Origin of the sequence: Pseudomonas sp., assembly GCF_036404235.1 — a bacterium.
Classification (GTDB): domain Bacteria; phylum Pseudomonadota; class Gammaproteobacteria; order Pseudomonadales; family Pseudomonadaceae; genus Aquipseudomonas.
Genome location: NZ_DASWOT010000180.1, coordinates 16,353 through 30,466 on the forward strand (window position 1 = coordinate 16,353; position 14,114 = coordinate 30,466).

Sequence of the window (14,114 nt, forward strand, 5' to 3'; positions counted from 1 at the left end):
GCTTATTGCTTGATGGGAGGCGCGCATTTATGCGCGTGGGGGCGTTATTCCGTACGCTTGATCAGGCGAACCGCCAGGACGTCGCACGGTGCGCCATGCAGTACGTCATTGGCGGTGGAGCCCAGCAGTAGCGACAGACCATGGCGGCCATGGCTTCCGACCACGATCAGATCGACATGGTGGTCCTTGGCCAACTGATGGATTTCCTGGCGCGGCTGCCCATAGGTCAGGTGGCTGTCACCGGTTTTGACATCGGGGTATTTCACTTTCAGCGCCTCGAGCTTTTCCTTGGCCTGATCGAACTGCTGCTGTTGCAGTTGCGAAAGATCCATCGGTACATCACCACCGAACGCCATCGCCATCGGTTCCACGATATGCACCAGCGAGAGCTTGGCGTTATTGGCAACGGCCAGCTCACGCGCACGCTTGATGACCGGGTCGCACTCTTCTGTGAGGTCCACGGCGACCAAAATATGTTCATAGGGCATGGGATGTTCCTTCTGAGGTTTGCGATGGTTTTAATTATGGCTCTTTTCACGCGCCTCATGGCACGCCTTTATTTGCGCGACGACGGCCGTCTAGAGCGGGGCATAGGCAGATGACGGTCTGGATCGTGCTGTCAATCCTTGCCGTTGTGCTAAGCCCGTTGGTCTGGCTGCGTCCTTCGCGGCAGCAGAGTGGCAGAATGGCGCTACGGATGGAAGCCAGGCGCATGGGGCTGGCGATGCAGTTGGCACCGCAGCAATGGCCGCATTGGTTACCCAAGGAGCCTCCGAGCCCTTGCGCACAATATCACCGCCCACGTAGGGCATCTGAGCCCGACAGTTGGGTGTATTTTCAGACGGCACCCGGTGTTTGGCTCAATCAATGGCGCGAGCCCTGTGAAGACGTGCGTCTGCTTGCCCAGTTTCAGACCTTGCCTGCCGACGTCTACAAAGTGGAGGCGGGCAAGCAACTGATCGCGCTGTATTGGGCTGAGAGGGGGGAGCCAGAAGTATTGCAACATATTGCGGCCGTGCTCAAAGCCTTAGCCTAATGGGGCTATCGCCAAATCACAGGCATTAAAAAGCCCGATAACAACATCGGGCTGGGGTTGGCCAGGCAGGCCGATAATTCTGGGTGCTTTGCGGTGCAATACCGTAAAAAAACAGTGCCGATTCGCTGTTACTCTCTTTCGAAATGACCCGTCTTGATGCGCAGTGCGCTGAATGTAGACCTTATTGGTGCATTTGTCTGCGCTGTAGCGACTTTTTTTTCTATTGGGTGACGATCACCGTTCGGCCAAACATTGCCGGTCATGTTGAATGTTTAAATTATCCATTCAGTGAATGCATGCCTATCAGCCGTTCGTTTTTACCGAAAATTGCCCGTTATGTCCGCTGCCGGCTCAATTGACAATTGTTGGAATATGAATGAAGGTGTGCGTACCCAAATCAAACGGGCGTATGAATTGAGCGTTTGCCGTAGGAACGTTCTGACAAGCGCTCGAGTCGTGTCGACGGGGTGCCTGGCGTTTGGTGTTCTGCATTGGCGAATCCGCCATGTCTTTCGCCAGAATTCAGCGTCCGACGCGTATTGTTCAGCTTCCATATCGTGGAGATCAGTTGATGATTTACGAAGGTAAAGCCATCACGGTTAAGGCTCTTGAAAGTGGCATCGTCGAATTGAAATTCGACCTCAAGGGTGAGTCCGTCAACAAGTTCAACCGCCTCACCCTCAATGACCTGCGTCAGGCCGTTGATACCATCAAAGCCGATGGCTCGATCAACGGCGTGATTGTCACCAGCGGCAAAGACGTGTTCATCGTCGGCGCCGACATCACCGAGTTCGTCGAGAGTTTCAAGTTGCCAGACGCAGAACTGGTGGCGGGTAATTTGGAAGCCAATCGAATCTTCAGTGATTTTGAAGACTTGGGCGTGCCTACTGTCGCCGCGATCAATGGCATTGCCTTGGGTGGTGGTCTTGAAATGTGCTTGGCAGCAGATTTCCGCGTCATGTCCAGCACCGCCAAAATCGGTTTGCCTGAAGTCAAGCTTGGCATCTATCCAGGTTTCGGTGGCACGGTTCGTCTGCCACGCTTGATTGGTGTCGACAATGCTGTCGAGTGGATCGCCTCCGGTAAAGAAAATCGCGCCGAAGATGCACTGAAAGTGGGCGCGGTCGATGCCGTCGTCGCACCTGAAAAACTTCATGAAGCCGCATTGGACCTGGTCAAACGCGCTATTTCCGGTGAGTTTGACTTCAAGGCCAAGCGCCAGCCAAAGCTTGAAAAGATCAAGCTCAACGCTATCGAACAAATGATGGCTTTTGAAACCGCCAAAGGTTTCGTTGCCGGGCAGGCGGGTCCGAACTATCCAGCGCCTGTCGAAGCGATCAAGAGTATCCAGAAAGCTGCCAATTTCGGTCGTGAAAAGGCTTTGGAAATTGAAGCGGCCGGTTTCGTTAAGTTAGCGAAAACCTCTGCCGCAGAAAGCCTGATAGGGCTATTTCTCAACGACCAGGAGCTGAAAAAGAAAGCCAAGGTCTACGACGAAGTCGCCAAAGACGTCAAGCAGGCGGCGGTGTTGGGTGCAGGCATCATGGGCGGCGGTATTGCTTATCAGTCGGCCGTCAAAGGCACGCCAATCCTGATGAAAGACATTCGCGAAGAGGCCATTCAATTGGGTCTTGGCGAGGCGTCGAAACTGCTCGGCAAGCGGGTCGAAAAAGGTCGCCTGACGCCAGAAAAAATGGCCGAAGCGCTTAACGCGATTCGTCCGACATTGTCCTACGGCGATTTTGGTCATGTCGACTTGGTTGTTGAAGCCGTTGTGGAAAACCCAAAGGTCAAACAAGCCGTATTGGCCGAAGTCGAAGGGCAGGTGGGCGAAGGCACGATTCTGGCCTCCAACACCTCGACCATTTCTATCAGCCTGCTGGCCAAAGCCCTCAAGCGTCCGGAAAACTTTGTCGGCATGCACTTCTTCAACCCGGTACACATGATGCCCTTGGTTGAAGTGATCCGTGGCGAGAAGTCCAGCGAAGTCGCTGTTGCAACCACCGTGGCCTACGCCAAGAAAATGGGCAAGAACCCCATCGTGGTCAACGACTGCCCAGGCTTTCTGGTCAACCGTATTTTGTTCCCATACTTCGGCGGTTTCGCCAAGCTGGTGAGTGCCGGTGTTGACTTTGTGCGCATCGACAAAGTGATGGAAAAATTCGGTTGGCCGATGGGCCCAGCGTACCTGATGGACGTGGTCGGTATCGACACCGGTCACCACGGTCGCGATGTGATGGCTGAAGGTTTCCCTGATCGCATGAAAGATGATCGTCGCTCAGCCATCGACGCGCTCTACGAGGCCAACCGCCTGGGCCAGAAAAACGGCAAGGGCTTCTACGTCTATGAGACTGACAAGAAGGGCAAGCCGAAGAAGGTCGTTGATGCCTCCGTGCTGGAAGTGCTCAAGCCGATTGTCTACGAGCAACGTGAAGTGACCGATGAAGACATCATCAACTGGATGATGATTCCTCTGTGTCTGGAAACGGTGCGTTGCCTGGAAGACGGCATCGTCGAGACGGCTGCCGAGGCCGACATGGGCCTGATCTATGGCATCGGTTTCCCTCCATTCCGTGGAGGCGCGCTGCGTTACATCGACTCGGTCGGTGTCGCCCAATTCGTTGCCCTGGCTGACCAATACGCTGATCTGGGCGCGCTGTACCACCCCACTGCGAAGCTGCGTGAGATGGCCAAAAATGGCCAGAGCTTCTTCGGTTAAGTGCCCAACGAGTAGGTGAATATATGAGCTTGAATCCGAAAGACGTCGTGATTGTCGACTTCGGTCGCACCCCGATGGGCCGCTCCAAGGGTGGCATGCACCGCAATACCCGTGCCGAAGACCTGTCGGCGCACCTGATCAGCAAACTGCTGGAACGCAACGCCAAGGTCGATCCGGCCGAAGTCGAAGATGTGATCTGGGGCTGTGTTAACCAGACATTGGAACAAGGCTGGAACATCGCGCGCATGGCGTCGTTGATGACACAGATCCCGCATACCTCGGCGGCCCAGACTGTGAGCCGCCTCTGCGGTTCATCCATGAGCGCGTTGCACACCGCAGCTCAAGCGATCATGACCGGCAATGGTGATGTGTTCGTCATCGGTGGTGTTGAGCACATGGGCCACGTCAGCATGATGCACGGCGTCGATCCTAACCCGCACTTGTCGCTATACGCAGCCAAGGCGTCGGGCATGATGGGTTTGACCGCAGAAATGCTCGGCAAGATGCACGGTGTGACGCGTGAGCAGCAAGACGCGTTCGGTGTTCGCTCGCACAAGCTGGCGTACCAGGCGACTGTGGAAGGCAACTTCAAGGATGAGATCATCCCGATGCAAGGGTATGACGAGAACGGCTTCCTGAAGATGTTCGACTACGACGAGACCATTCGTCCAGAGACCACGCTGGAAAGTCTGGCGGCGTTGAAGCCTGCCTTCAACCCAAAAGGCGGCACTGTGACAGCGGGCACCTCTTCGCAGATCACTGACGGTGCGTCCTGCATGATCGTCATGTCCGGCCAGCGTGCCATGGACCTTGGCATCGAGCCGCTGGCGGTGATTCGCTCCATGGCCGTGGCCGGTGTAGACCCTGCAATCATGGGCTATGGACCCGTTCCTGCGACGCAGAAAGCACTCAAGCGCGCAGGCCTGACCATCGGCGATATCGACTACTTTGAACTCAACGAAGCCTTCGCTGCGCAGGCCTTGCCAGTGTTGAAAGATTTGAAAGTGCTCGACAAGATGGACCAGAAGGTTAACCTGCACGGCGGCGCCATCGCCTTGGGCCATCCATTTGGATGTTCCGGAGCGCGTATCTCAGGTACTTTGCTCAATGTCATGAAACAAAAAGGCGGCACCTTGGGTGTTGCAACCATGTGCATCGGTCTAGGACAGGGTATATCCACAGTCTTCGAGCGCGTCTGATTGGTGTGATGTTGCAAGCCGGGGCCTGGTGCCCCGGTTTTTGTTTTTTAGGAAATGTTTGTTGGCAGTTTTTTTCGCTTCGATCCGTGAGGACCGCACCATGCAATTACAACCAGGTCTCTACCGTCATTATAAAGGCCCCGAGTACCGTGTTTTCGGTGTCGCACGGCATTCCGAGACCGAGGAAGAAGTGGTGTTCTATCAAGCGCTGTACGGCGAATACGGGCTCTGGGTTCGGCCATTGAGCATGTTTCTGGAGTCGGTCGAGGTTGACGGCGAGCAAGTGCCGCGCTTTGCTTTGGTCCAGGCCGAACCTGACCGTTTTGCAACGCCATGATACTGGGCCTTGCAGTAGCCTGTGCTTGACCTCACCTTGTAGCCACTATATATAGCGGGGCCTCGACGGCTCTAACGTCTTTTTTCTAGCATTCAGGAATTTTCCGATCCATGGGCAAATCGCTGGTCATTGTGGAATCCCCGGCTAAGGCCAAGACCATCAACAAGTATTTGGGCAACCAGTACGTGGTGAAGTCGAGTATCGGCCATATCCGAGACCTGCCCACCAGCGGTTCGGCTAGCGCCAGCAAAGAGCCTGCCGCCAAGCGCAGCAAGGCTGTTGCTGGCGAAGCCCCCGCGCTCTCGCCCAAAGAAAAGGCCAAGCGCCAGTTGGTCGCGCGTATGGGTGTCGATCCGGACCACGGCTGGAAGGCCAAGTACGAAATCCTTCCCGGCAAAGAGAAGGTCATCGAAGAACTGCGTCGTCTGGCCAAAGATGCTGACACCATCTATCTCGCAACCGACTTGGACCGCGAGGGAGAAGCCATTGCCTGGCACCTGCGCGAAGCCATCGGCGGTGACGACTCTCGCTACAAGCGCGTGGTGTTCAACGAAATCACCAAGAAGGCAATTCAGGAAGCCTTCTCCAAGCCTGGCGAACTGGATATTGATCGGGTCAATGCGCAGCAGGCCCGTCGTTTCCTTGACCGTGTCGTCGGTTATATGGTCTCGCCGCTGCTGTGGCAGAAAATCGCTCGTGGCCTATCAGCCGGCCGCGTGCAATCGGTTGCCGTGAAGCTTGTGGTGGAGCGTGAGCGCGAGATCCGCGCGTTCAACCCGGAAGAGTACTGGGAAGTTCACGCAGACCTGGGTACTGCCAAGGGCGCTAACGTGCGCTTCGAAGTGGCCCGTGAGAACGGCGAAGCGTTCAAGCCGTTGAACGAAACCCAAGCCATGGCGGCGCTGGAAAAGCTCAAGGTTTCTGCCTACACCATCGCCAAGCGCGAAGACAAACCCACCAGCAGCAAGCCATCCGCACCGTTCATCACCTCCACCTTGCAGCAGGCCGGTAGCAACCGCCTGGGCTTCGGCGTGAAGAAAACCATGATGATGGCCCAGCGCTTGTACGAGGCGGGTTACATCACGTACATGCGTACTGACTCGACCAACCTGTCGATCGACGCTGTGGCTATGGCGCGCACTTACATCGAGACCGAGTTTGGCAAGAAATACCTGCCCGAGTCGCCGATTGTGTACAGCAGCAAAGAAGGCGCACAGGAGGCGCACGAAGCGATTCGTCCTTCTGATGTCAATACTCATCCGAGTAAATTGACCGGTATGGAGCGCGACGCCGAGCGCCTTTACGAGTTGATCTGGCGCCAGTTCGTGGCGTGTCAAATGCCGCCTGCGCAATACCTTTCGACCACCGTCAGCGTGGCCGCGGGTGACTTCGAATTGCGCGCCAAAGGTCGCATCCTCAAATTTGACGGTTACACCCGTGTACTGCCGCAAATGACCAAGCCTGGCGACGACGATGTGCTGCCTGACATGGCCCAGGGCGACAAAATGAAGCTGATCAAGCTTGATCCGACTCAGCACTTCACCAAGCCGCCTGCGCGCTACTCTGAGGCGAGCCTGGTCAAGGAGATGGAGAAGCGCGGTATTGGCCGGCCGTCGACCTATGCTGCGATCATCTCGACCATTCAGGACCGAGGCTATGTAGCGCTGCATAACCGCCGTTTCTACTCGGAAAAAATGGGCGATATCGTTACCGAGCGCCTGTCCGAAAGCTTCTCGAACCTGATGGATTACGGCTTCACTGCCGGGATGGAAGAGAATCTCGACGACGTGGCTCAGGGCGAGCGTGACTGGAAAAACGTGCTCGACGAGTTCTACGGCGATTTCAAGAAAAAGCTGGAAGTCGCCGAAGCTGCCGACAGTGGCATGCGTGCGAATCAGCCGGTGATGACCGATATTCCGTGCAAGGTCTGTGGTCGTCCGATGCAGATTCGTACAGCGTCGACCGGCGTGTTCCTCGGCTGTTCGGGCTACAGCCTGCCGCCCAAAGAACGCTGCAAGGCCACGGTCAACCTGACGCCGGGCGATGAAATTGCCGACGATGACGAGGGCGAATCTGAATCGCGTGTTCTTCGTGGCAAGCATCGCTGTCCAGTCTGCAGCACGGCGATGGACGCCTACCTGTTGGATGAGAAGCGCAAGCTGCACATCTGCGGTAATAACCCCGATTGCGTGGGTTATGAGATCGAAGAAGGCAATTACCGGATCAAGGGCTATGAAGGCCCAAGCGTGGAATGCGACAAGTGCGGCGGTGAAATGCAGCTTAAAACCGGCCGTTTCGGCAAGTTCTTTGGCTGCACCAATTGCAAGAACACCCGCAAGCTGCTGAAAAGCGGCGAAGCGGCACCGCCGAAAATGGACCCGGTGAAGATGCCGGAGCTCAAGTGCGACAAGGTCGACGACACGTATATCCTGCGCGACGGCGCTTCGGGGTTGTTCCTGGCGGCCAGCCAGTTCCCGAAAAACCGAGAGACTCGTGCGCCACTGGTCATGGAAATCGTGCCGCACAAGGATGAGATCGATCCCAAGTATCACTTCCTGTGTGATGCGCCGAAGAAAGACCCGGATGGCCGGCCAGCAGTCATTCGTTACAGCCGTAAATCCAAAGAGCAATATGTCCAGACTGAAGTCGAAGGCAAGCCAACGGGCTGGCGTGCGTTCTACGACGGCAAGGCGTGGAAGGTCGAAGACAAGCGTTGATCGCTGGCGCATGACTCAAATGACAGGCGCCTGCGGTTTGCGTTAAAAATGTCCCTCGGTTCGCCGGGGGATTTTTTTATTCTCGACAGCGAGTATCGTCTGTAGCGGTTCAATTCGTTAATGGTGGAGGCCACTGTCATGGCGCACGAACTCTATACCCGTACCAACCAGAAGCTCTTTTTTGCAGGACTGGCGCTGGAGGCCATGGCCAAGGCAAACGCTAGCACCGCCATGAATGCTCAGGGCCTGGAACAGGCCGAGCGTGAGTCGGCGGTGTTCCATCTCTATGGCGCTCTTCTGGGGTTATGCCATGAAATCGCTGGGTACTACCGACTTCCGCAGGCCAACGCGCCGCGTGCGGAGACGTTGCTAACGCCTCAGGTGCTGGAGGCTATCGCGATCCCCGAAATGGCTGAATTGGTCGAGCTCGCGCAGCAACGGGAAACCTGGCTGGCACAGTTGTTAGCTTCCTATAACGCGCTGTTTCAACCGCCCCGCGAGCCAAAGAAACCCAAGGGAGACGTCACTCAGCCATTGATTATTTCGGTGGGCGGTGAGGAACAGGCTGAGCCTGAGCTGAGTCGTGAGGAAATGGAAAGCTGGCGTCAGCAGTTGAAAGGGCTTGCCATTCGCTTCCGGGAAGGGCTCAGTGAGTGCTGAAGCCGAATGATCGATGGACTAGGGCCTGAGGCGTCAGGCTGGTACAATACCGGCCTTTCGTGGAGAACTGTCTTAATGCCTACGTCTTTTCTGGAAATTGTCGAGTTGCCTGACGGCCGTATCGAGCTGCGCCGCGCTGAGGATGAAGGGTCTCTGGTTACCCTCAACTTCTCAGACGACGCCAAAGCTTTTCTGCAGGGCCAACATGTTGAAGTCGCCAAGGCGATGTTGAGCGTCGGTGTGCAGATGGCTGGTCGTCTTGCCGAAGGCGAGTTGGAAAAAGGCGATGGCCCGAGAGTGCTTCATTAATTCAACGGCGTTAAATCGAGCGACTGTCTTTCGGCTTCTCGCCCTGAGAAGCCCGGCCTGTCCTGAAACAGGATTGCCTGGTGAGCTAGCCCAGGCGGATATTCAGGCTTTGTGCTTCTCCAATTCTTGCGGCACTGACAAGTTGCTGCCGTGCGTTAGCGTTAATTGGATTGATCCAGCTCACCACGGTATGGCTGCGTCCCAGCCGCAACGCTTCTCGAGTCAACTCAAGAGCGGTTTGCGTGCCACGCGGTTGTAGTAGAAGAATGCGTTCCCGGTTCAGCCCGGCGTCCCTCAACCAGGCCTGAGTCACACTGGAGGGCGGGGCGATCAGTGTCAGCCAGCGTGCGTCCTGATCCTGGCTCAGCTCCCTTAAAATGGGGGCCAGAAGGTTCAGACAGTTCCCGGCGGCGCCACGCAATGACAATTCACTGAAGGCTTCTGGCTCGCTGTTCCAAGGCGTTTCGCCCCTATCTTCAAGAATGGGCGTTTTGAGCATCGGCACAATGGGCTGCGCCATGAATGCTTCGAACAAAGGCAGCTGTGCATGTTGTTGCTGTGTCTGTGGGAACTGCATGAGTGTTCTCCTTTAGCGGCGAATGACGCCGACGCTTAACCCTTCGATAACCAGTTCCTGGTCTTTCAAATTCACTTCAATCGGCGCGAAGTCAGGGTTTTCCGCGATTAGCCAGACTCGGCTGCCTTCACGCTTGAAACGTTTGACGGTCACTTCGTCGCCAATCCGTGCAACGACGATCTGGCCGTTACGGGCTTCACGCGTTGTATGCACGGCGAGCAAGTCTCCGTCCAGGATCCCGACGTCTTTCATGCTCATGCCATGCACCCGCAGCAGATAGTCTGCGCTCGGGTGAAAGAATGCCGGGTTGATGCTCAAGGACTCTTCGATGTGTTGTTGCGCGAGAATGGGAGCGCCAGCGGCGACGCGACCAATGATAGGCAGCCCGCTCTCATCGGCCTTGGCTTCGAAACCCGGAATGCGGATGCCGCGTGAGGCACCCGGTGTCATTTCGATAGCGCCCTTGCGGGCCAGGGCTTTGAGGTGTTCTTCAGCGGCGTTGGGCGACTTGAAGCCCAGTTCCTGAGCGATTTCCGCACGGGTGGGCGGGTAGCCGTTGTCTTCCAGGCAGCGTTTGATGAAATCGAGGATTTCGGCTTGGCGTGACGTCAGTTTGATCATTTGGCTCGCTCTGTCTTTTTATACAGTGACTGGGATTATATACAGTGATTTGGTCTTGGCAATATCCCTTTTTATTCATTGCGTCGGGCAGTCATCGCAGCGGTATAAAATGACTTGTCATCCGGTGGGCTACAGGCCCCGGTTTATATGATTAAATGCGCGTGACCGGCCGGACAGAAAACGAACGGGCAGGGTTGACAGGGAGTTGGCTGAAACGTATGTTTCAAACAGTTGTTTGTCAGGCAGAGAACCATGGCCCAGTCGGAAACAGTTGAACGAATTCTTGATGCAGCGGAACAGTTGTTCGCGGAAAAAGGTTTTGCCGAAACGTCGCTGAGGCTGATTACCAGCAAGGCCTCAGTCAATCTTGCAGCCGTTAACTACCATTTCGGTTCAAAGAAGGCATTGATCCAGGCGGTCTTTTCGCGCTTCTTGGGGCCGTTCTGCGTCAGTCTGGATCGCGAGTTGGAGCGCCGTCAGGCAAAGCCCGATCACAAACCGACGCTGGAAGAGTTACTGGAGATTCTCGTCGAACAGGCGCTGGTCGTGCAGCCTCGCAGCGGCAACGACTTATCAATTTTCATGCGTTTGCTTGGCCTTGCATTCAGTCAGAGCCAAGGCCATTTGCGTCGTTATCTTGAGGACATGTACGGCAAGGTGTTCCGCCGTTACATGTTGCTGGTAAATGACGCCGCCCCACGTATTCCTCCCATCGAGTTGTTCTGGCGTGTGCATTTCATGCTTGGCGCCGCAGCGTTTAGCATGTCGGGTATCAAGGCCTTGCGCGCGATTGCCGAGACCGATTTTGGCGTTAACACCTCGATTGAGCAGGTGATGCGTTTGATGGTGCCGTTCCTTGCCGCTGGCATGCGTGCCGAAACCGGCGTGACCGACACTGCGATGATCTGCGCTCAACTCAAACCGCGTACTAAAAGCCAGGCCCCCGCAAAAGTTTGATCGGGACAGGGTGCCCGCGTATTTGCGTCGCATCCGTCGATCAAGCACCATGCCCGGCATGTGCATGGAATGTTGAAGGAAATTCATATGAGTTCTGGCCTGCAAGGCTCCCTGATGGTGGACGTCGCCGGTACGTGGTTGACGTCTGAAGACCGTCAGTTCCTGCGTCAGCCCGAAGTGGGCGGCCTGATTATTTTTGCCCGTAATATCGAAAATCCGCGCCAGGTTCGCGAGCTTTGCACGTCCATTCGCGCGATTCGTCCTGACCTTCTGTTAGCGGTGGACCAAGAAGGGGGCCGCGTTCAGCGTCTGCGTCAGGGGTTTGTGCGGCTGCCGGCGATGCGCGCCATCGCCGATAATCCGAATGCAGAGTCCCTCGCTGAGGATTGTGGCTGGTTGATGGCGACCGAAGTCCTTGCGGTCGGGCTGGACATCAGCTTCGCTCCCGTGTTGGACCTCGATTACCAACGCAGCGCAGTGGTTGGCAGTCGTGCGTTTGAGGGCGATCCACAGCGTGTGGCGTTACTCGCAGGTGCCTTTGTCCGTGGCATGAACGCAGCAGGGATGGCTGCGACCGGCAAGCATTTTCCTGGTCATGGCTGGGCTGAGGCCGATTCCCACGTAGCGATTCCTACTGATGAACGAAGCCTTGCGTCCATTCGCGCCAACGATCTGGTGCCGTTTGCGCGGTTGAGCAAACAGCTTGCGGCAGTCATGCCGGCTCACGTCATTTACCCCAAAGTCGATGCCCAGCCCGCCGGTTTTTCCCGTCGCTGGTTGCAGGACATTCTGCGTGGCGAATTGGGTTTCGATGGGGTTATTTTCAGCGACGATTTGTCCATGGCCGGTGCGCATGTGGTGGGGGATGCCGCGAGCCGTATCGAAGCGGCGCTGACCGCCGGTTGCGACATGGGCCTGGTCTGCAATGATCGTGGCGCGGCGGAACTGGCCCTGAGCACGGCCCAGCGCATGCACATCAAGCCTGCCACGCGTATCGCCAAAATGCGCGGGCAGGCCTGGGCGACCACTGAATACCGCCAGCATCCGCGCTGGCTGGCAGCGCTGTCCTCGTTGCGCGCTGCTCAACTGATTGATTAAGGAACCCCCATGACTGTTTACGCGATTATCGGTGGCACCGGCCTGACGCAACTCGACGGGTTGACGATTCGTCAGTCTCTGCCGATGAACACGCCTTACGGTGCGCCGTCTGGCGATATTCAGGTTGGTGAATACGCCGGTCGTGAAGTGATGTTTCTGGCGCGCCATGGCCATCCCCATCGTTTTCCCCCGCATAAGGTCAACTATCGCGCCAACCTGTGGGCGCTGAAACAGGCGGGCGCCGAGGCGATTCTGTCGGTCAATGCGGTGGGCGGAATCCACCCTGACATGGGCACCGGACATTTCTGTGTGCCGCATGATCTGGTGGACTACACCAGCGGTCGCGAACACACATTTTTTGCCGACGACCTGGAGCAGGTCACCCATATCGATTTCAGCTACCCCTACAGCGCGCCGCTGCGCGAACGGTTGATTGCCTCGCTCATGGCCGAAGGCTGCGCGTTCAGCGATTTTGGTGTGTATGCCTGCACGCAGGGGCCGCGTCTTGAGACCGTGGCGGAAATCGTGCGACTGGAGCGCGACGGGTGCGACATCGTCGGCATGACCGGCATGCCGGAAGCAGCGTTGGCCCGAGAGCTTGAGCTTGAATATGCCTGTCTGGCGCTGGTGGTAAATCCAGCGGCAGGCAAGTCGTCGGCAGTGATTACCATGGCCGAAATCGAACAGGCACTGCATGACGGCATGGGCAAAGTGAAGGCAACCTTGGCGCGGGTGTTGAGTGCTGCTTGACGGACAGAGGCGTGATGCCTCAGTTCACTGATCCATTAGAGAATCGAGGGGCGATTATGACGAGTTTCGGTTGCATCGCTCCCCCGTTCAGCTCGGTTCCTGGCAGACGTATTTGAGCGCGCCGCCATCAAGGTTGTGACCCTACCCACCTCAGGTATTGACGCCATGATCTGTGTGAGCTCCAAATCGAAATTCGCCATGACGATCTACGGTGCTGTCACGCCGAGCGTTGCACACTGACAATTCCGTGTTCGAGCATGGTGGCGAGAAACACATCGATCTTATTGCGCAGGTGCTCTTCCATCAGCGTGCGCAGTTTCTTGCTGTCACCTTTTTTCAAGTAAACCAGCATCTGCTCGTGCTCGGTAACTGCCTGCAGCCAGCGCCCCGGTGTTGGTGTCAGGCGTTTGCGCACATGCCGCAGACGCGCATTGAGGTTACCGAACATTTCCGACAATACGCGGTTGTCGGCCACCGCTAGAATTTTCAGGTGAATGGCCTGATTCAACTCGAAATAGCCGGCCAGGTCATTCTGCTCGTAGCTCAGGCGCATGGCTGCTTGCAACGTTTCCAACTCGGCAATGTCGGAGCCGGAAATCTTCTGGCAGGCCTGTTCGCCGGACAATCCCTCCAATGCCGCGAGCAAGGTCAGCATGTTCGCGGCCTCATCCAGGGTCACGCTGGCGACTCTGGCTCGCCGGGTGGCGGAAATCTCCACCAGCCCCTCGCGTGCCAGCATCTTGATTGCTTCGCGCAACGGCGTGCGTGATACCTCAAGCGCTTCACACAGCGCGCGTTCCGAAAGCGGGGCGCCAGGCTGTAGTTCGCCACTGACGATGCGCTCGCGCAGGGCGGCATAAGCAGCCTCGTTGATGTTCGCTGAATTGTTGCTCTCGGACATCACCTGCATCTCCATCGGTATCCCACATTGCTCCTACGCTATGCGCGGGAATGTGCCCGATTATCCGGGCGATTGAAAAAATTATCTACGCGAACGCTGAAAATCTACCTGCAGCTCAATGTTTTAGGTGATTTTTGTGGGAGTCACACGTCCGGTCATTCGTCAGCGCTTTAGCGAATGTCGAAAAAACTGCTTGCGTTGAAAAGAGCAATCTCTATATTTGGGATACCAAA

Annotated in this window: 14 protein-coding genes; 10 read left to right on the top strand and 4 right to left on the bottom strand. The window is 56.5% G+C overall.

Features of this window, described 5'->3' with window-relative positions; translation table 11 throughout:
* Positions 1-44: 44 nt before the first annotated feature.
* Positions 45-488 carry a universal stress protein gene (locus VGC62_RS22655; protein WP_331189311.1) on the bottom strand — a complete coding sequence of 148 codons (444 nt, stop codon included), beginning with the start codon at positions 486-488 and terminating at the stop codon, positions 45-47.
* Positions 489-598: 110 nt separating this feature from the next.
* On the opposite strand from VGC62_RS22655, the gene VGC62_RS22660 reads away from it, so the two are divergent.
* From VGC62_RS22660 to VGC62_RS22690, 7 genes are all read left to right on the top strand, one after another.
* On the top strand, positions 599-1,036 hold the full coding sequence (locus tag VGC62_RS22660; RefSeq protein WP_331189312.1) for a hypothetical protein: 438 nt from the start codon (positions 599-601) through the stop codon (positions 1,034-1,036).
* Positions 1,037-1,607: 571 nt separating this feature from the next.
* On the top strand, positions 1,608-3,755 hold the full coding sequence (gene fadB / locus VGC62_RS22665; RefSeq protein WP_331189313.1) for a fatty acid oxidation complex subunit alpha FadB: 2,148 nt from the start codon (positions 1,608-1,610) through the stop codon (positions 3,753-3,755).
* 23 nt (positions 3,756-3,778) lie between these two features.
* Positions 3,779-4,954 carry an acetyl-CoA C-acyltransferase FadA gene (gene fadA / locus VGC62_RS22670; protein ID WP_331189314.1) on the top strand — a complete coding sequence of 392 codons (1,176 nt, stop codon included), beginning with the start codon at positions 3,779-3,781 and terminating at the stop codon, positions 4,952-4,954.
* A 100-nt stretch (positions 4,955-5,054) separates the two neighbouring features.
* Entirely contained in the window at positions 5,055-5,291 is a 237-nt protein-coding gene (locus VGC62_RS22675) for a DUF1653 domain-containing protein (protein WP_331189315.1), read from the top strand.
* Between the two features lie 110 nt (positions 5,292-5,401).
* Positions 5,402-8,008: a type I DNA topoisomerase gene (gene topA / locus VGC62_RS22680; protein ID WP_331189316.1), complete on the top strand. Its 2,607-nt coding sequence runs from the start codon at positions 5,402-5,404 to the stop codon at positions 8,006-8,008.
* Positions 8,009-8,146: 138 nt separating this feature from the next.
* Positions 8,147-8,668, top strand: coding sequence for a DUF6586 family protein (locus VGC62_RS22685; protein WP_331189317.1), 522 nt, complete (start codon positions 8,147-8,149; stop codon positions 8,666-8,668).
* A 75-nt stretch (positions 8,669-8,743) separates the two neighbouring features.
* Complete coding sequence (locus VGC62_RS22690; RefSeq protein ID WP_331189318.1) at positions 8,744-8,977, top strand: hypothetical protein; 234 nt, start codon at positions 8,744-8,746, stop codon at positions 8,975-8,977.
* Between the two features lie 85 nt (positions 8,978-9,062).
* On the opposite strand, the gene sulA is transcribed toward VGC62_RS22690, so the two are convergent.
* Both sulA and lexA read right to left on the bottom strand, forming a co-directional pair.
* Positions 9,063-9,554 (bottom strand): SOS-induced cell division inhibitor SulA, encoded by a 492-nt coding sequence (sulA, locus tag VGC62_RS22695; protein WP_331189319.1) that lies wholly within the window; start codon positions 9,552-9,554, stop codon positions 9,063-9,065.
* A gap of 12 nt (positions 9,555-9,566) precedes the next feature.
* A complete protein-coding gene (lexA, locus tag VGC62_RS22700) occupies positions 9,567-10,175 on the bottom strand; it encodes a transcriptional repressor LexA (RefSeq protein ID WP_331189320.1) in 609 nt (202 codons plus the stop codon).
* Positions 10,176-10,427: 252 nt separating this feature from the next.
* Between lexA and psrA the strand changes: the two genes are divergently transcribed.
* From psrA to VGC62_RS22715, 3 genes are all read left to right on the top strand, one after another.
* Positions 10,428-11,132 carry a transcriptional regulator PsrA gene (gene psrA, locus VGC62_RS22705; protein ID WP_331189321.1) on the top strand — a complete coding sequence of 235 codons (705 nt, stop codon included), beginning with the start codon at positions 10,428-10,430 and terminating at the stop codon, positions 11,130-11,132.
* Between the two features lie 99 nt (positions 11,133-11,231).
* A complete protein-coding gene (gene nagZ / locus VGC62_RS22710; protein ID WP_331189325.1) occupies positions 11,232-12,230 on the top strand; it encodes a beta-N-acetylhexosaminidase in 999 nt (332 codons plus the stop codon).
* Between the two features lie 9 nt (positions 12,231-12,239).
* The gene (locus VGC62_RS22715; protein WP_331189322.1) at positions 12,240-12,980 is read left to right on the top strand and encodes an S-methyl-5'-thioinosine phosphorylase; all 741 of its coding nucleotides are present in this window, start codon (positions 12,240-12,242) and stop codon (positions 12,978-12,980) included.
* Positions 12,981-13,197: 217 nt separating this feature from the next.
* Here VGC62_RS22715 and VGC62_RS22720 read toward each other — a convergent pair whose 3' ends face one another.
* On the bottom strand, positions 13,198-13,881 hold the full coding sequence (locus VGC62_RS22720; RefSeq protein ID WP_331189323.1) for a GntR family transcriptional regulator: 684 nt from the start codon (positions 13,879-13,881) through the stop codon (positions 13,198-13,200).
* Between the last annotated feature and the right edge of the window lie 233 nt (positions 13,882-14,114).